General features: G+C 73.6%; 18 protein-coding genes. 8 read left to right on the forward strand and 10 right to left on the reverse strand.

What is annotated here, in order from left to right; genetic code table 11:
- The first annotated feature begins 117 nt into the window (after positions 1-117).
- Positions 118-1146: an alpha/beta fold hydrolase gene (locus HF519_RS11835; RefSeq protein ID WP_169412965.1), complete on the forward strand. Its 1029-nt coding sequence runs from the start codon at positions 118-120 to the stop codon at positions 1144-1146.
- A 100-nt stretch (positions 1147-1246) separates the two neighbouring features.
- The gene (locus tag HF519_RS11840) at positions 1247-1891 is read left to right on the forward strand and encodes a class I SAM-dependent methyltransferase (RefSeq protein WP_169412966.1); all 645 of its coding nucleotides are present in this window, start codon (positions 1247-1249) and stop codon (positions 1889-1891) included.
- Between the two features lie 63 nt (positions 1892-1954).
- Here the strand turns inward: HF519_RS11840 and nthB are convergent, their stop codons facing one another.
- Together nthB and nthA are read right to left on the reverse strand one after the other, a co-directional pair.
- The gene (gene nthB, locus HF519_RS11845; protein WP_169412967.1) at positions 1955-2614 is read right to left on the reverse strand and encodes a nitrile hydratase subunit beta; all 660 of its coding nucleotides are present in this window, start codon (positions 2612-2614) and stop codon (positions 1955-1957) included.
- Positions 2611-3222: a nitrile hydratase subunit alpha gene (gene nthA / locus HF519_RS11850; protein WP_312860057.1), complete on the reverse strand. Its 612-nt coding sequence runs from the start codon at positions 3220-3222 to the stop codon at positions 2611-2613. Before nthA ends, nthB begins: the two co-directional genes overlap by 4 nt.
- A gap of 61 nt (positions 3223-3283) precedes the next feature.
- Here nthA and HF519_RS11855 point away from each other — a divergent pair, with 61 nt between their 5' ends.
- Positions 3284-4261 (forward strand): pyridoxal-phosphate dependent enzyme, encoded by a 978-nt coding sequence (locus tag HF519_RS11855; RefSeq protein WP_169413008.1) that lies wholly within the window; start codon positions 3284-3286, stop codon positions 4259-4261.
- Positions 4262-4512: 251 nt separating this feature from the next.
- On the opposite strand, the gene HF519_RS11860 is transcribed toward HF519_RS11855, so the two are convergent.
- Positions 4513-4869: a DUF5335 family protein gene (locus HF519_RS11860; RefSeq protein WP_169412968.1), complete on the reverse strand. Its 357-nt coding sequence runs from the start codon at positions 4867-4869 to the stop codon at positions 4513-4515.
- Between the two features lie 706 nt (positions 4870-5575).
- The gene (locus HF519_RS11870; protein ID WP_169412969.1) at positions 5576-5803 is read right to left on the reverse strand and encodes a hypothetical protein; all 228 of its coding nucleotides are present in this window, start codon (positions 5801-5803) and stop codon (positions 5576-5578) included.
- 97 nt (positions 5804-5900) lie between these two features.
- Here HF519_RS11870 and HF519_RS11875 point away from each other — a divergent pair, with 97 nt between their 5' ends.
- Both HF519_RS11875 and HF519_RS11880 read left to right on the forward strand, forming a co-directional pair.
- Positions 5901-6575, forward strand: coding sequence for a UdgX family uracil-DNA binding protein (locus HF519_RS11875; RefSeq protein ID WP_312860058.1), 675 nt, complete (start codon positions 5901-5903; stop codon positions 6573-6575).
- Positions 6576-6958: 383 nt separating this feature from the next.
- Positions 6959-7381, forward strand: a complete 423-nt coding sequence (locus tag HF519_RS11880) for an STAS domain-containing protein (RefSeq protein ID WP_169412971.1) — start codon at positions 6959-6961, stop codon at positions 7379-7381.
- 84 nt (positions 7382-7465) lie between these two features.
- Here HF519_RS11880 and HF519_RS11885 read toward each other — a convergent pair whose 3' ends face one another.
- The 4 genes from HF519_RS11885 to HF519_RS11900 all read right to left on the reverse strand — a co-directional run bounded on the left by HF519_RS11885 (position 7466) and on the right by HF519_RS11900 (position 10462).
- The gene (locus tag HF519_RS11885) at positions 7466-8521 is read right to left on the reverse strand and encodes an iron-containing redox enzyme family protein (RefSeq protein ID WP_169412972.1); all 1056 of its coding nucleotides are present in this window, start codon (positions 8519-8521) and stop codon (positions 7466-7468) included.
- Complete coding sequence (locus HF519_RS32835; RefSeq protein ID WP_169412973.1) at positions 8454-8735, reverse strand: CDGSH iron-sulfur domain-containing protein; 282 nt, start codon at positions 8733-8735, stop codon at positions 8454-8456. Before HF519_RS32835 ends, HF519_RS11885 begins: the two co-directional genes overlap by 68 nt.
- A complete protein-coding gene (locus HF519_RS11895) occupies positions 8725-9378 on the reverse strand; it encodes a HemK2/MTQ2 family protein methyltransferase (protein WP_211169906.1) in 654 nt (217 codons plus the stop codon). Before HF519_RS11895 ends, HF519_RS32835 begins: the two co-directional genes overlap by 11 nt.
- A 115-nt stretch (positions 9379-9493) precedes the next feature.
- Entirely contained in the window at positions 9494-10462 is a 969-nt protein-coding gene (locus tag HF519_RS11900; RefSeq protein WP_169412974.1) for a DUF8129 domain-containing protein, read from the reverse strand.
- Between the two features lie 1086 nt (positions 10463-11548).
- Between HF519_RS11900 and HF519_RS11905 the strand changes: the two genes are divergently transcribed.
- The gene (locus HF519_RS11905; RefSeq protein ID WP_169412975.1) at positions 11549-11881 is read left to right on the forward strand and encodes a DUF2795 domain-containing protein; all 333 of its coding nucleotides are present in this window, start codon (positions 11549-11551) and stop codon (positions 11879-11881) included.
- 43 nt (positions 11882-11924) lie between these two features.
- On the opposite strand, the gene HF519_RS11910 is transcribed toward HF519_RS11905, so the two are convergent.
- Entirely contained in the window at positions 11925-13274 is a 1350-nt protein-coding gene (locus tag HF519_RS11910; RefSeq protein WP_169412976.1) for a phosphoribosyltransferase family protein, read from the reverse strand.
- Between the two features lie 424 nt (positions 13275-13698).
- Entirely contained in the window at positions 13699-14322 is a 624-nt protein-coding gene (locus HF519_RS11915; RefSeq protein WP_211169907.1) for a DsbA family protein, read from the reverse strand.
- Positions 14323-14615: 293 nt separating this feature from the next.
- Here HF519_RS11915 and HF519_RS11920 point away from each other — a divergent pair, with 293 nt between their 5' ends.
- Positions 14616-15146 (forward strand): ferritin-like domain-containing protein, encoded by a 531-nt coding sequence (locus HF519_RS11920; RefSeq protein ID WP_169412977.1) that lies wholly within the window; start codon positions 14616-14618, stop codon positions 15144-15146.
- A gap of 81 nt (positions 15147-15227) precedes the next feature.
- Positions 15228-15950, forward strand: a complete 723-nt coding sequence (locus HF519_RS11925) for a hypothetical protein (RefSeq protein WP_169412978.1) — start codon at positions 15228-15230, stop codon at positions 15948-15950.
- Positions 15951-15998 lie beyond the last annotated feature (48 nt).

Genomic DNA, 15998 nt, shown 5'->3' on the forward strand with positions numbered 1-15998 from the left:
CCCCCGACCCGACGACCCACGAGTAGTACCCGCCCCTTCGGGGCATACCCGTCATGTCGCCGCGTCCGCATGGCGATGCGCGGCGCGCCGCGCCCGGTGTGTGGAGAGGCCGGTCGGATGGCAGCAGTGCTGGTGGACGATCGCGAGGGCCGCGTGCCCGTGCTGCCAGGGCCGCGGCGGGTCGGGTTCGGCCCGCGCCGGCGCCCCGTGCCGGTGGCCCGCCGGGAGATCCGGTTGCACGGCCAGCGGGTGACCTACCTGGAGAGCGGCGCGCCCGGCGCGGGCCCGGTGGTGGTGCTGTTGCACGGGCTGGCGGGCAGCTCGGCGACCTGGTCGACGGTGATGCCGCTGCTGGGCCGGCACGCCCACGTCATCGCGCCCGACCTGCTGGGCCACGGCGAATCCGCCAAGCCCCCGTCCGGCGACTACTCGCTGGGCGCCTATGCGACCGGCCTGCGGGACCTGCTGCTCGCGCTGGAACTCGACCGCGCCAGCATCGTCGGGCACTCCCTCGGCGGCGGCGTCGCGATGCAGTTCGCCTACCAGTTCCCCGAGCTCACCGAGCGGCTCGCGCTGGTCGCCAGCGGCGGACTCGGCCGCGAGGTGACCCCGGCTCTGCGCGCGGCCAGTCTGCCCGGCACGGCCGCTGTCCTGCGCATGCTCACCGCACTCACCCCGGGCTGGGTCGGACGGTTCGCCTACCGCGCGGCCCGCGCGGTGCCGGTCATCCCGACGGCCGATCTGGACGAACTGGCGCGGGCCCTGGCCTCGCTGGCCGACAGCGGAGCACGCGGGGCGTTCGTGCAGACCACCCGCACCGCCCTGACCCTCGCCGGGCAGCGGCTCGGCGGTACCGACCGGCTGTACCTGCTGGCCGGCACGCCCGTCCTGCTGGTCGGGGGCGGGAACGACTCCTGCATCCCGGTCGAGCACACGGTGGCGGCCCATGAGCGCCTTCCCGGAAGCCGGCTCGAGGTGTTCGACGGGGCCGGGCACTTCCCGCACATGGAGCACCCGCAGCGCTTCGCCCGGGTGCTGCGCGACTTCCTCCGGACGACGGAGGCGGCACCGCCCGACCCGGAGGCCCTGCGCCTGCGCCTGCGCACCGGCGACGGGGGCGACGCGCGGGGGGCAGCGACCTCCTGACCGACCTCCTGACCGACCTCCTGACCGACCTCCTGACCCGTTCGGACCCGCAGTACTGTGAGCGACGGACGCGGCCTCCCGGGTCCGGAACGGATGGCACATGCCCGCGGCACCGGCGGACTTCATCCGGGCACACACCCGGCTCGACGTGCCGCCGTGCGTCCCCGAGATCCGACTCCACCTCGCCGACGACGTCGTCGCGCTCTGGGAGCAGACCGAGGCCGAGCTGCGCCGCAGCGGTCTCCCCCCGCCGTTCTGGGGGGCGGCCTGGGCCGGGGGCCAGGCACTCGCCCGCTACCTCCTCGACTCCCCGGAGACCGTCCGTGGCCGCACCGTGTTCGACTTCGCCTCCGGTTGCGGGCTCGCCGCGATCGCCGCGGCGAAGGCCGGCGCGGCCTCCGTCACCGCCAACGAGATCGACGAGTACGCGATCGCCGCGATCGGGCTGAACACCGCGGCGAACGACGTCACTCTGTCCTGCGTGCACGGCGACGTGCTCGACCGGGACCCGCCGGACGCGGCTGTCGTGCTCGCGGGGGACATCTGCTACGACAAGGCGATGGTGGACCGCGTGCTGCCGTTCCTGGAGCGGCTCCGGGAGCGCGGCTCCGAGGTGTTCGTCGGGGATCCGGGCCGGGCGTACCTGCCGAAGGACCGGTTCGAGGCGCTGGCCGTCTACGACGTCCCGGTCCCCGAGATGGAGGGCGTCGAGGTCCGGCGTACCACCGTGTGGCGAGTGCCCTGACGGACCACCCGGCGACCGCCCCCTCCCGCGTGGGGCCTGGATCCGGCTGCGCCCGCCGGCTCGTCAGGCGGCGTCGAGGTAGTTCTCCCACGCGTCGATGGAGACCGTGAGGGTCGGGTCGGCGTCGGGTCCCCACAGCTCGTGGCCGGAGAACCGGACCGTGTAGAGCCACTGCGGCGCTTCGCCGTCCCCGTGCGCGCTGGTGTCGGGGAAGACGAACGCGCCGCGGACCTCCTCGACCACCCCGTGCTTGTCGCGGGCGTAGCGGGGCAGGCGGGTGTGCCCGGCCGGATGCCGGTTGCCGGTGCGCACGCGATCGCCGACCGCGAAGCGCGCCGGGGCGTCCGCCGGCCGGTCGTAGGGAGAGCCCGCCGCGAGCGCCGCCGGGGTGTCGGCCGCGCGCAGGACGCGTCCCACGGGCCTGCCCGGTTCGAGGGACCGTCCGGCGGTCAGCTCCTCCTCGGAGACGAGACCGTGGGAGACGAGCAGCCGTTCCAGGCCCTTCGTCCAGATCTCGTAGTAGCTGGAGGAGAGGTAGTCGGCGGGGTGCAGGCTCTCCCTCGCGTGCCGGCCCGCGTCGATCGACCAGGCGCCGGTCGCACCGGCGGCCAGCGTCAGCGCCAGGGCGCGCTTCTCCCAGTCGGCGTGGAAGCGCACGTCCTCCGGCTCCGGCACCACCGGGCCGAACCCCATGACGCCGCCCAGGTCCTGGGCCCCGTTCACCGGGTCACCCGCGCCGGCTGCCCGGCCAGCCCTGCGCCGATCATGGAGTCGCGGGTGACGAGGTCGGCGAGCTCGGCCTCGGTGAGGTCCTCGGTGTCGTCGGGCCGCATCGGAACGACGAGGTAGCGGACCTCCGCGGTGGAGTCCCACACCCGGATCCGGGTCGACGGGTCGAGGGTGACGCCGAAGTCGGCGAGCACGCCGCGGGGGTCGATCACGGCACGGGACCGGTAGGCCGGCGACTTGTACCAGACCGGCGGCAGCCCGAGGACCGGCCACGGGTAGCACGAGCACAGCGTGCAGACCACGAGGTTGTGCTCCTCGGGGGTGTTCTCCACCGCCACCATGTGCTCGCCCTGCCGGCCCGTGAAGCCGAGAGCGGCGATCGCGGCGGTGGCGTCGCGGCGGAGCCAGACGCGGTAGTCGGGGTCCACCCACGACCTGGCCACGACGGCGGCGCCGTTGCGCGGCCCGACGACCGAGGAGTAGGTCTCGATGATCACGTCGAGGGCGGCGGGATCGACATAGCCCTTCTCGACGAGGATCGACTCGAGAGCCGCGACGCGGTGCTCGATGGCAAGGTCGGATTCCGGGCGGTCACCGTGCACGATCGGGACCCTACCGCCCCTTCACGCAGGAACGGAGAGATCGGTGACGCTGCCCGAGTCGATGCCCAGCAGCCCCGGCCCCGGCGGTACGGTCACGGTCCACGACGTCACCGATGCCGCCGCGCGGATCCGCGGCGTGGCCCACCGCACGCCCGTGGTCCGCTCGCGGACGCTCGAGGGTCTCCTCGGCGCCGAGGTCCACCTCAAGTGCGAGAACCTCCAGCGGATCGGCGCGTTCAAGTTCCGCGGTGCCTACAACGCGATGTCCCGGCTCTCGCCCGCGCAGCTGCGACGGGGGGTCGTCACCTACTCGTCCGGCAACCACGCCCAGGCCGTCGCGCTCGCCGCCCGGGTGCTGGGCAGCACCGCGGTCATCGTGATGCCGGAGGACTCGCCGCCGCTGAAGCTCGCGGCCACCCGCGGCTACGGCGCTGAGGTCGTCACCTACGACCGCTACACCGGTGACCGCGTCGCCATCGGGGAGCGCATCGCCGCGGAGCGCGGTCTCGCGGTCGTGCCGCCCTACGACCACCCGCACGTCATCGCCGGGCAGGGGACGGCGGGGCTGGAGCTGGTGCAGGACGCCGGACCGCTCGACGCGATGGTGGTGCCGGTCGGCGGCGGGGGGCTGATGGCGGGCTGCGCCACCGCCGCGACCGCGTCCGACCCCCGCATCCGCATGATCGGTGTCGAACCCGCGGACGGGGACGACACCCGGCGCTCCCTGGCGGCCGGGCACCGGATCCGCATCCCCGTCCCCCGGACCATCGCCGACGGGCAGGCCGCCGAGACCCCGGGCGAGCTGACGTTCGCCATCAACCAGAAGCTGGTCGCCGACGTCGTGGTCGTGAGCGACGACGAGATCCGTGCGGCCATGGTGTGGGCGTTCGAGCGGCTGAAGCTCGTGCTCGAGCCCAGCGGGGCGACCCCGCTCGCGGCGTTGCTGGCCGGTCGTCTCGACCCGGTGCCGCGGCGCATCGGCGTCGTGCTCTCCGGCGGCAACATCGGTCCGGCCCAGTTCGCGGCGCTGCTGTCCTGAACCGGGCCGCCCCACGCCGTCCAGGTGGTGAACGTCGCCCGGGCGCGCAGTCGCCGGGTCTGCTCGCGGCGCCGGGGTGCCCATGGGGCGGCCGGGAACACTCGCAGCTCTCGGGCTGCTGGACCCCGACGGCCTCCCGGTCACCGGTGTCGAGCAGGCCCGCACGCTCATCGGCCTGGTCCCGCCGCAGCGCTGAGCCGCACGGGCGAAGGTGTCCCGGCGGCGCCGGGGATCCGCCCGGCGGCGGACCGTCAGGCCGGGACGGTCTGGTGGAAGAACGTCACCAGCGTCGTCGTCCCGTCCGGTTCGACCACGCGGAACGCCGGCGGCAGCGAAGGGTCGTCGGCGACGTTGATCTCCTTGGGATGCCAGACCATGTGCCGCAGGATCGGCTCGTCGGGAGAGTCCTGGCCGACGGCGACGATCACGACGTCGTCCTTGTGGTCGTAGTTCGCATAGGCGAAGGGCTTCTGCTCCGCCTCGTGCTGGTGGCCGAGAGTCGGGTCCACCAGCTCGATGGTGACCTTGTCACCCAGATGCTCCGCGGTCAGCTGGTCGAGGGTGCGTCGCCAATCGTCGTGGGCGGACTTCGCGCCTGACTCGCTCATTCGAGTTCTCGCCTCCCGCTGAGTGTTTGTCGGTAGCGCCCTCGTACCCAGGGGGCCGCCGGGGAAACGCGGCCGGGCCGACGGGCCCGGGGTAGGAGTGGCAGGCGCGGGCCTCAGCGCGGATGAGGCCCTCCTCGATCGCCTTGATCTGCAGCGCCAGGAACTGCGGGTAGTGCCGCGACCGGTGCAGGTTGCCGCTCTTGAACCGGAAACCCGGGTGCCCGGATCGGCGCCAGGTCGTGCGCAGCTCACCCTCGTCGTCGATGCCCCGGACGGGGCGCACCGGTCTGCGACGGTGCCGCCGAGCGGCGCCCGGGCGCTCTCCAGGCCGCTACCGTCGTCGCCCTGGCCGAGCTTGAGACCCGCCTTCTCCAGGCCGTCGAGGGGTCAGTGCGGAGGCCGTCGGCCGAGTGGCCGGGAGGGTGTGGGGCCGGTCCGTTCGCATTGCCGGCAACCGTGCTCGTGCATGCCCGCCCACTGCTGACGGTCGCTGCCTCGTTGCAGCCGCCGGGTTGCGGGCTCGGTCCAGGGGAGGCGAACGGATCAAGGGTTGCGGCAGGGTGCATCTCGTCCGGAATGCCGGGGACGCGTGGAGACGCGGAGCATCCGCCCGACCGGCGGTGCCCCTTCGCGCAGGCAGCCCACCCTGCAGGGACCGTCGTGTCTCCGCAGACGAAGGCACTCGCCGCGTCGTCACGGACCGGCGCTACCGGTCGCGGTCGTCCTGCCTCGCCCGTGCCTCGGCGCCGGTCTCCTCGGCATAGCCGACGTCCTGGCCCGAAACCCGGCCGACGAACTCGTCGTTCTCCGTGGTGCCGGTCGTGGTGCCTTCGTCGGGGTCGTCCGACGCCGGGCGGCCGCCGGTGTCGCGGCTCGCGGCGACGGCCTCGTCGTCGGCGACGTCGGACTCCGACTCGGATTGGGAACGGGACACAGGTCCTCCAGGTTCGGGTGACGGTCGTCGCGGCGCTCGGCCGCCACTGTGGACATGCCCGCTGCCGTGCCGCCGGAAACGCCGGCCGCAGTGCGCCGTGGTTGGCCGGCACCGCCGTGGGGAACGCCGCCCACGACCGAACGAGGAGGCTGCGATGGGCACCGCGACCGCGGCGGACCTGACCGATCTGGACGAACTGCGCCGCGCGGTGTCCCGGTGCACCGCATGCGACCTCTACCGCGACGCCGAGCAGGCGGTCGTCGGGACCGGGCCGCCGTCGGCGCGGCTGATGCTGATCGGCGAGCAGCCCGGCGACCGCGAGGACCGCGAGGGAGCACCGTTCGTCGGGCCGGCCGGCCGGGTCCTGGACCGGGCGCTGGCCGCGGCCGGCATCCGCCGCGAGGACGTGTACCTGACCAATGTCGTGAAGCACTTCGCGCACGAGCAGCGGGGCAAGCGGCGCATCCACCGCAAGCCGAACGCCGCCGAGATCCGCGCCTGCCGGCCCTGGCTGGACGCGGAGCTGCGGCTGGTGCGCCCGGACGTCATCGGCCTGCTGGGGGCGACGGCGGCCCAGGCGCTGCTCGGCCGCTCGTTCCGGATCACCGAACAGCGCGGCGAGGTCCTGGAGTGGGAGGGCCACGAGGCGGTGGCGACCCTGCACCCGTCGGCTGTGCTGCGGACACCGAAGGAGCGCCGCGACGAGGTGTTCGACGGGCTCGTCGCCGACCTGCGGGTGCTGGCGCACCGGCTGGCCGGTGCCGGCGGGTGAGGCGCCGGCAGCTTCACCCGTCACGGAGCGGTGTGGGGCCCCAGGGGGTGGTCGACCTGTCGGACGTGTCGATCTGGCCAGCGCGGGGGTCCGGCTGCTCCACGAGCTGAAGGCCCGCCAGGGGGCGTCTGGTCGCGGTCGAGTGGCTGTCCGGCCCGCACCGTGCTGGAACTCACCGGGCTGGAACTCACGGGCCGGCGGACCTGCTGGATCGGCCGGGGGATCCTGAGCGCCCGCGCCTCGCCACGGGTTGCCGATGTCGCACCGGTGCGTCATGGTCTGTGCACCAGCCGCCTCGTTGAGCAGCCAGCCGGTGCGGTTCTCACCTCTCGCGGCGTCCATTCCCTGCACGGCGGACGCCGGCGACGGCCGAGGAGACGCCTGTGAGCGATTCGACGATGCTGCACCACGGCACCGACGGGCCACTCGAGGTCCGGGTCCACATCCCGTCCCCGGCGGTGGCCGTGGTGCGCCCCTTCGGTGAACTGGACCTGCTCACCGCGCCGCTGTTCGTGGAACGGGTCGAGTTCCAGCTGACGTGCCACGCGCACACGATCATCGACATGCGCGACGTCACGTTCATCGGTTCCTGCGGGGTGCGGGCGCTGCTGGAGGTCCACGAGTCCGCACGGGCCGCGGGGGTCCGGCTGTACGTGACCAGCACCGACACCCGGCCGACCGCTCGTATCCTCGAGCTCACCGGGTTGTCCGAGCTGCTGCCGCTGGTCACGACGAGCACCGACGAGCTGGTCGCCGGCCTCGTCCGCACCTGGCGGCCCCGCGTCGGGGCCGAACCGAACGGGTAGGCCGCAGACACGGTTACGGCGTGCCCGGGTGCTCCGTGATCGAGGTCCCGCCGGTTCGACGAGCAGCCGGCGGGACCGCCTGTTTCACGCTCGGGCCGGCAGCGGGTGGCGCAGCACGGAGCGGTCCCGTGCCCAGTGGTCGAGTAACAGCGCGGACAGCCGGTCGGCGAGCAGGTTGCTCGCCTCGATGCCGAACACGATGTCGGCGGCCAGGGCCGGTTCGGCCGCCAGCAACGGTGCGATGACCCCGCGACGGACCAGTTGCTCGTGCACAGCGTCGGCTTCGACGTGTTCGGCGTAGAACTCGCTCGCCGCCGGGCCCCCGCCGAGCCTGCGGATGGCCCGGACCAGCCGGTCCGATCCGGGGGAGGAGGTCAGCTCCACCGTGGCGAACTGGCCCACGAGCGCCCCGCGCAGTGCCCGGTGCAGCCCACACAGCGACATCAGGTTGACCTCGGCGAGGACCTCTGCAGGAGCGTGGTCGAGATAGGCGCCGTAGCGCGCGTCGAGGCCGAGCTCCTGCATCATCGCGGCGAACAGGTGGGCGTGCATCCGGTCCGGGTCACCGGCCCCGTACTCGTCGTGCTCCACGCTGACCAGCGCCGCCTTGGCCGGCCCGGACAGCCGGGCGATGACCAGGGCCTGCGGGTCGGCCTCCTTGAGGTGGTACAGCGAGCGGAGCGCGACGTACTCGCGCAACTGCCACAGCTCGCCGTCGCGGCGTAGATGATGGGAGACCCCCCACGCGTCGGCCGGTTCCACGAGCAGCCCGGCGATGGCGGCCTCGACGTCGGCGTCGATCCCGCGCCCCGGCACGTCCCGGCGCAGCGCGGCCAGGAAACGTTGCTCCAGCGCCCGGCGCAGGCCGAGTAGTTCCGGGTCCCACTCCCGGTCGTCGGCGACGCCCGCGAACCCGCGGTAGTGCAGCTCGTAGCAGCAGTAGAGCGCGAGCTGCAGGTCCTCGCCGTAGGGCTCGGCCGAGCCGGCGTCGACCGGCACCGCCGGCGCTCCCCGCAGCGCGTCGAGGACCGCGGCGGACAGCGGGCCCCGCGGCCCCGGCAGCGCCGGGGGCTCAGCCGGCGGGCTCGGTTCGCGGGACGGCGCCGCAATCGGTAGGGCGGTCGGCGGAACGGTCGGCATCCTGCTCCTCGGATCGGGCCCGCCGCGCGCGGCGGCGGTGGCTGGTGTCGCAGATCGGGTACCGGCGGCTGCGCCGGCAGGTGCACAGCGCGGTCACCGGGCGGTCGGAGCGGACCCGGCGCCCGTCGGGCAGCACCAGGTCGACGGGCCCGTACAGCAGCACGGGGCCCTCCTCGGTCGGCTCCACCCGGCGCCGGGCCGGCTCACCCGGCACGGCGGCCCTCGACGACGACGATCTCCTCGTCCCGCTGCCCGGGCCGGACGAGGCCCTGGGCCTCCAGCAGCTCGGCCCGCGCCCGCATCACCGGGCCGAACGGGATCGTGGCCCGGCCGACGACGCGGGCGTCCAGGCCGCCCTCGCGCAACGCGGCCATCGTCCGATCCTCCTCGCACACCTCCGAGTGCACGATGAGCACCACGCCGTCCTCGGTGAGGGCCCCCGGGACGTCCGCGCAGATCCGGTCCAGGATCGCCCTGCCGTCGCGGCCCGCGTCCCAGCACCTGGCCATCCGGTGCCGGGGCAGCGCGTTGCTCAGCGCGGGCACGTAGGGCGGGTTGGCGAGCACCAGGTCGAAGCGCCCTTCGCGGACGGGCCCGAACAGGTCGCCGCGGCGGACCGTGATCGGCATCCGGTGCAGCCGGCTGTTCAACCAGGTCGCGGCGACCGAGCGCAGCGACAGATCGACCGCGGTCACCGACGCGGCCCCTGCGCTCGCGGCGGCGAGTGCCAGTGCACCGGTCCCGGTGCCGATATCAAGGACGCGACGGCCCGTTGCGTAGTCGCCTCGGTGCATCACGTCGGTCAGCAGAGCAGTGTCCCCGTCGACCCGGTACACCCCGGGCGGCCGCAGCAGCATCACGAGTCCTTAATGCCCAATGGTGATCGCGGGGAAACGGCGCTCGCACGGCCCGCCGCCACGGACCCCCTACGCGGGTGGTCCGCACAGGGCCGCCGGGCGGTCCGACGAGGACTCAGTTGACGCCCACCGCCTCCTTGGCCAGCGCGGCGTGCCTGGTCTGCGCGGCCGACACGACACCGGAGCGGTTCTTGTGCGTCTCCTCGTAGCGCAGCACGGCGTTGATGTCGTCGGTGCGTTCCAGCTTCTTGATCCGCGCGATGACGTCCTGTGCCGACAGGGCGGCATAACCGCGGATCGGCAGCTCGCCGGCCGTCAGGCCGCCGAGGCCACGACGGGTCTCGTGGACGGCGGAGGCGGTGTCGCGGGCGCCGTCTCGGCGGGCGACGGACTCCGCACGCTGCAGGGCCGCATCCCGTCCGGCGAAGAGAACCTCACGGGTGCCCGAGCCCAGCCGCAGGACGCGACTGGCGTACTCGCCGACCTTGTCCCGGGCCTCCTGCCCGGTCTGGTTCACCGTGTGCAGGGCCCGGTTGACGCTCTCGACGGCGACCCGGGCCGGGAGGTTGACCGCGCGCGTGACGCCGCCGGCGACCCGCTGCAGCGGTGTCGGCCGCAGGGCGGTCGGCCCGCCGAGGGCCTCCTCGGCCAGGACGGTGGTCAGCCAGTCGACGGTGGCGGTGTGCGCGGTGACCAGCCGCTCGGCCAGCTTCCGGACGCCCGCCTCGCCGGCCGCATCGGCGAGCACGCCGAGGTAGCGGGCCCGGTCGAGCAGCTGGTGCTCCAGCGCGAGGTCGGACAGCAGCGCCTCGTCGACCGGCTGGGCCTGCTCGACGGTGCTCTTGACCAGGGCGCCGGCGCGGCCGAGCACCGGGCTGACGACGTCGGGCACGGCGCCGAGGTCGCGGAGCTGGCGGCCGATGGCGTCGGCGCGCTCGTCGGCGTTGCGGGAGTTCTGCTGCAGTTCGCCCCGGACGGCGTCCGTGCGGGCCTGGGCGACGCGGACCCGGGCGATCTGGGCCTCGGCCTGGGTGAGGTGCCCCAGTGCACGGAGTTGGGCGATCAGGGTCGCGGTGTTCGCCATGGTGGCGATCAGTCCTCTCTCGGTCGGCAATGGACGGTGCCGGACACCGAGGGGTGCCCGTCCCGGTGGGGGGCTCACGCGCCGATGTGAGCGCGCTCTCGCCCGCCGGCCGCGGTCGCGACGGTGGTCCTCCATGGACGGGCCGGCGGTCGCTTCCCCGGTGCCTGCGGATCAGGGGTTGAAACCGACGGCAGACATCACGTTCGGCGCATCGAACGAAGAGGACTGATGGCAGCGCATCCCACCCGCGTCCTGTTCGGGAGGCCCGCGTCGAGCGTGACCGGCTGATCGACCGGTACCGCGCCGCCCCGGACGAGACCGGCCTGGTGGTACCGATGATGACCACCAACCTGTCCCGGGGTGGCCGCGAGGGCACGTGCTCGCGGTCATCGGGAACTCGAGCACGGCGACATCGTCGGGGTCACCCGGAGGCCGGCGGCGCGTTCGAGGACTATGGCGGCGACGCCGGGGCGGCGCTGTCGGTCCCGTCCGAACCGCTCGCCGGTGAGCCGGGCATAGAGCGCACGCCGCCGCGCAGGAACTCGTGGCGAGCGCCCTGCTGCGCGAGGGCCACACGCACGACGACCTGCCGGCGATGACGCTGGGCGAGGTCCCGCAGACCCGGAGCTGGCCCGCCTGCTCCGGCGCCGGGCCGATCTGAGCCTGCCGGCGGGTTCGAGCGGACCGTCCGGCAGGGCGCCACGACGCTGAGCCGCATGCCGCAGCGCTGAGCCGGGGCCGCGGATCAGCCCCGGGCCCCGGCCTCCGCGTGCTCCCGGTCCGCGGCGCCGTCCCCGTTCCCGGTGCCGGCCGGTTCGGTGGTCGTGTCCGCGGTGCGGGTTCGGGACGGCACGGGATCTCCTTCGGCCGTGCCAGCACAGTCGCGCCGGCCACCCTCCTCGGGTTCCCGGTGACAGCAGTGTCCCGCCGTTGCGCACCCGGATGGCCGGGCCAAGGGGCCCGTGTCTCTCGGTGGGCCCGGCCGGTCTTCCCGGCCTCTTCCCGGCCTGCCAGTGCGAGGCCGCGGTCCGCGGCTCACGCTCGCAGGTCCACGCCCGGGAGCCGCGCCGCGCCCAGCATGGGTGCATGGCGGCCTACACCACCTACCGGGCCCTGAAGCAGGCGCTGGAAGACGCCGACTATCCGGCGACGAAGGAGCAGCTGATCGAGACCGCGGAGCGCAACGGGGCGGACGAGATGACGCTCAAGGCGCTGCGGGCGATCCCGCCCGTCGACTACCGCAGCTTCCTCGAGGTGGAGGCGTCGGTCGAGATCCGCGACGAGGACCCGGAGCTGGAGGCGGCGCTCAAGGCGGAGCGGCGCCGACTGCACACCCACCCCGGGCTCAGCGAGCGGACGAAGGATGTTCCCCCGCCCAACCCGATCGTCGAGGAGCTGGGGGAGAACAGGGGTAGCTGACAGGGGGCACGCACTGCCCCGGGCCGGTCGGTGCGCCGGACCGTCAGGGCCTCGCCATCGTCCGCCGGACCGCGGGCGCGAGGTGCCGGACGAACCAGTCGGCGGCCAGCCCGGCCACGGCGTCGAGCGCTCCCGGCTCCTCGAACAGGTGGGAGGCGCCGGGCACCACGGTCAGCTGGTGCGGGCAGCGCAGCAGCCGTGCCGCCCGGCGGTTGAGGTCGAGCACGACCCGGTCCCGGCCACCGACGGCGAGCAGCGTCGGGGCCCGCACGCCGGTCAGCCGGGCGGCGGCGAGGTCGGGCCGGCCGCCGCGGGACACCACCGCGTCGACGTCGGCGTCGGGTTCGGCGGCCGCCCATAGCGCTGCGGCCGCGCCGGTGCCGGCACCGAACCAACCGATCCGCGCCTCCGCGGCCGCCGGCTGCGCACGCAGCCAGCGGGTGCTGCCGGCGAGACGCTCGGCGGACAGGGCGACGTCGAACGCCGCGGAGCGGTGCCGAACCTCATCCGGGGCGAGCAGGTCGAACAACAGCGTGCCGAACCCGGCCCGCTGCAGGGCCGCGGCGACCGCCCGGTTGCGCGGGCTGGCCCGGCTGCTTCCGGTGCCGTGTGCGAACACCACGACGCCGGGGGCGTCCGCGGGCACGGTCAGGTGCCCCGCGAGCGACACCGTGCCGAGCTCGATCTCCACCTCGGTGTCGGTGTCGGTGCCGGCGCCCGAGGCCGACGGGCCCACGGGCGGGTCGGAGGTGTCCGGTTCGGGGCGGCCCGCCTCCAGGCACGCGACGACCTCGGCGTGCGGGGTGGGGGAGAAGTCGCGATACCACTTCCCGATGCCCTCGAACGGCCGCGGCGTCGCCACGCACACCAGCTCGTCCGCGGTGTCGTTCAACCGGCGGGTCCAGTCCATGGGTGCCACCGGGACGGCCAGGACCAACCGCTCGGCGCCGCGGGCCCGGGCGACCAGGCACGCGGCCCGCGCCGTCGCCCCGGTGGCGACCCCGTCGTCGACCAGCACCGCCGTCCGCCCGGCGACCGGGATCGGTGGGCGATCGCCGCGGAACCGGCGGACCCGCCGATGCAGCTCGGCCCGTTCACGATCCTCGATCGCGGCCAGCTCGGCCCGGCCGACGCGAGCGAGCCGGACGGTGCGGGCGTCGATGACGCGGGCTCCCTCCTCCCCGATCGCCCCCATGGCCAGTTCGGGCTGGAAGGGGACACCCAGCTTGCGCACGACGATCACGTCGAGCGGGGCCCCGATCGCGCGGGCCACCTGCAGCGCGACGGGAACGCCGCCACGAGGCAGGCCGAGCACCAGGACGTCCTGGCCCCGCAGGTGCGTCAGCTGCCCGGCCAGCTGCCGCCCGGCGTCGATCCGGTCGTCGAAGAGCATGGGCCACCTCCCGCCACCCCGGAAGCACTCTGACCCGTCGGGTGAGGGCTGACCAGGGGCAAGGGTCCCCAGCATCGGCCCCGGCGGTGCCGGGATCGCCGTGACACGACGGAGGCGACGGGTGCCCCGGCGACGTGGACGTGGTGACCCGGGACCCGCTCCCGGTCAGGGAGAGCCGGGCGTCGCGGAAGAGCAGGTGAGCGGCTCGACGACCGCACCGCTGCAGTCCGACATCATCTCTCCGGCCTGGTACGGCGGACGAGCACGGCACCGGGATCCTGCACTCGCCTCCGCCTGGACCGCCCTGAGGACGCGGCGGCGATCCGGACCCGGAACCGGTACGCGGCGCTCCACGCCGCACGGCTGCACCGCGACGAGATCCTCCACCGGGAGACGCACGCCACCGCAGACGACCGGTAGGCCCTCAGGCGAGGATGGACCGGACGGCGGCGACGATCGGCTCCGGTCGTGCCGGGACCGGGACGCCCGCCACGAACACGCTCGGGGTGCCCGCGACGCCGCGCTGCACGGCCCGCTCGGTCACATAGGGCGGCCAGGGCAGGTAGGTGCCGTTGCGGATCGTCTCGGCGAAGGCCGGGTCGGTGATCCCGATCGCCTGCCCGAGGGCGATGAGCTGGTCGTCGGTGAGCCCGGGTCCACCCTCGGGTGGCTGGTTCGCGAACAGCGTGCGCGCGTACTCGCGGAACATCCCGGCGTCCGCCGCCGCCCCCGACGCCGCGGCGGCGCGGGTCGAGTACCGGGTTGTGGACACCGCGTCGAGGAAGTCCATCGGGTGGGTGACCAGCGCGATCGCGTGACCGGCCAACAACTGGTCCAGCGTGTCGCCGGCCAGCTGCTCGAACTGCCGGCAGAACGGGCACTGGAAGTCGACGTAGGCGTCGACCACGACCGGGCCGTCGCCGACGACGACACCGTCTCCGGACGGGGTCGCCCCACGCGGCACCGGCACCGATGGGCCAGGACTCGCACCGGGCGCCGCGGCGGCCAGGCCCAGGACCGGCAGCGCCAGCATCCAGGTCCAGTACACGCGGGTCGGCCTCGTGGTCGCCGGATGTCCGGGCATCGCTCGCCTGGCCATAACGTCCTCGTCGTCCTCTCCAGGGGGTCTCCGGCACGACCGCAGCCGGTTTTCGACGGCGGGATCGCCGATGCTGGTGGCCGGGCCGCCCTGGTCACCTCGGTCTGACAGCGCCAGATGCGTCGGGGCAGTTCGTCACGGGGGGACGGAGCGACGGAGCGGCCGGGGCGGCCAGGGTCGTCGGCGTCGGTGACTCCGCGACGCCGCGACGGCCGGACGACGCACCGACCCGAAGGAGCGCCATGGCCGACTTCCTCACCGATGTGCAGACCCTTCGCGAGCGGGCGCGTGCCGAGATGGACAAGGGACCCGTGACCGTCGCCTACGACGCCGACGTGGACCGGGTCATCTCGGTCCTCAACGAGGCGCTCGCCACCGAGATCGTGTGCGTGCTGCGGTACAAGCAGCACCACTACGCGGCCACCGGGCTCAACGCGGAGCCGGTGGCGGAGGAGTTCGCCGAGCACGCGTCGGAGGAGCAGGATCACGCCGACCGGATCGCTGAGCGGATCTCCCAGCTGGGTGGCAAGCCCGACATGAACCCGGCGACGCTGACCGGTAGGGCGCATTCGGAGTACACCACCGCCGAGCACCTCATCGACATGATCAAGGAGAACCTCGTCGCGGAACGGGTGGCGATCGCGTCCTACACCGAGATCATCAAATGGCTCGGGGACTCCGACGTCACGACCCGGCGGATCTTCGAGGAGATCCTCGCCGTCGAGGAGGAGCACGCCGACGACATGATCACCTTCCTGCAGCAGATGACCTAGACGGGCCGGGCCGGAGTTCTGCTCCGGGCATTCGTGACGAGCGCGGATCCGACGCGGCATCCGCACGGTGGGGGCGCAACCATGACCGATGCGGTGCCGGACGTGGATGTCCGCGACTACGACGTCGGTGTCTTCCAGCGGCTGAACAACTTCCAGATCGCAAAGGGCCATCTCGACGGTGACCGGGACTACGTGACCGAACTCGGCGACGTGATCTGTCATCACGGAATGCACGAGGTCGTCGGGGTGACATTGCTGCACAAGCATTTCGAGATCGCCGACGACGAACTGGTGGTGCGTGAGTTCGTCGACAACGTCTCCTACATGAAACCCTGGAACGTCGACACGCTGCCGCGGTTGCTTCCGTACCTGTGGAAGGCCGAGGTCACCGACGAGCGCGCCGACTACTTCCCGCTCGAGTTCTGCGCGTACCCCCCGGAGATCCGGCCCGAGGCGGAGCGGGATCTGCAGCGGCTACGCGGCTCGTCGGCCTTCCTGGCCGCGTTCGCCGCGAAACTCGACGAACTCGGGTTGCGCGAGGTCTTCGGGCTCGCTCACCTGCGTTCCCGCGACGGACTGGTCCTGGCGGAGGGCGAGACGCTGCTGGAGACCACCGACGAGGAACGACGGATCCTCACGTTGCGGCCCGCGCGGGCGGCCGAGGTCGAGGGACTGGACACCACCCAGACGTTGTGGATCTATCGGCCGGCGATGTCCCGAACAGGGGCGGCCATCAACGGAGCATGCTGTGGCGCGCATTGTGCCGGGCATTGCCGGGCCCATTGCACCGGTCACCTCTATTGAGGTCGACGTCGGCCTGACAACTGAGCACGACATAGTGCGGACGGAGGA

The sequence above is a fragment of the Pseudonocardia bannensis genome, from assembly GCF_012911875.1.
Lineage (GTDB): Bacteria > Actinomycetota > Actinomycetes > Mycobacteriales > Pseudonocardiaceae > Pseudonocardia > Pseudonocardia bannensis.

What these genes read in the sequence shown, in the direction of transcription:
- HF519_RS11835 (WP_169412965.1), top strand. Translation starts at nt 118, where the DNA reads ATGGCAGCAGTGCTGGTGGACGATCGCGAGGGCCGCGTGCCCGTGCTG.
- HF519_RS11840 (WP_169412966.1), top strand. Translation starts at nt 1,247, where the DNA reads ATGCCCGCGGCACCGGCGGACTTCATCCGGGCACACACCCGGCTCGAC.
- HF519_RS11855 (WP_169413008.1), top strand. Translation starts at nt 3,284, where the DNA reads ATGCCCAGCAGCCCCGGCCCCGGCGGTACGGTCACGGTCCACGACGTC.
- HF519_RS11860 (WP_169412968.1), bottom strand. Translation starts at nt 4,869, where the DNA reads ATGAGCGAGTCAGGCGCGAAGTCCGCCCACGACGATTGGCGACGCACC.
- HF519_RS11885 (WP_169412972.1), bottom strand. Translation starts at nt 8,521, where the DNA reads ATGCCGACCGTTCCGCCGACCGCCCTACCGATTGCGGCGCCGTCCCGC.
- HF519_RS11895 (WP_211169906.1), bottom strand. Translation starts at nt 9,378, where the DNA reads ATGCTGCTGCGGCCGCCCGGGGTGTACCGGGTCGACGGGGACACTGCT.
- HF519_RS11900 (WP_169412974.1), bottom strand. Translation starts at nt 10,462, where the DNA reads ATGGCGAACACCGCGACCCTGATCGCCCAACTCCGTGCACTGGGGCAC.
- HF519_RS11905 (WP_169412975.1), top strand. Translation starts at nt 11,549, where the DNA reads ATGGCGGCCTACACCACCTACCGGGCCCTGAAGCAGGCGCTGGAAGAC.
- HF519_RS11910 (WP_169412976.1), bottom strand. Translation starts at nt 13,274, where the DNA reads ATGCTCTTCGACGACCGGATCGACGCCGGGCGGCAGCTGGCCGGGCAG.
- HF519_RS11920 (WP_169412977.1), top strand. Translation starts at nt 14,616, where the DNA reads ATGGCCGACTTCCTCACCGATGTGCAGACCCTTCGCGAGCGGGCGCGT.
- HF519_RS11925 (WP_169412978.1), top strand. Translation starts at nt 15,228, where the DNA reads ATGACCGATGCGGTGCCGGACGTGGATGTCCGCGACTACGACGTCGGT.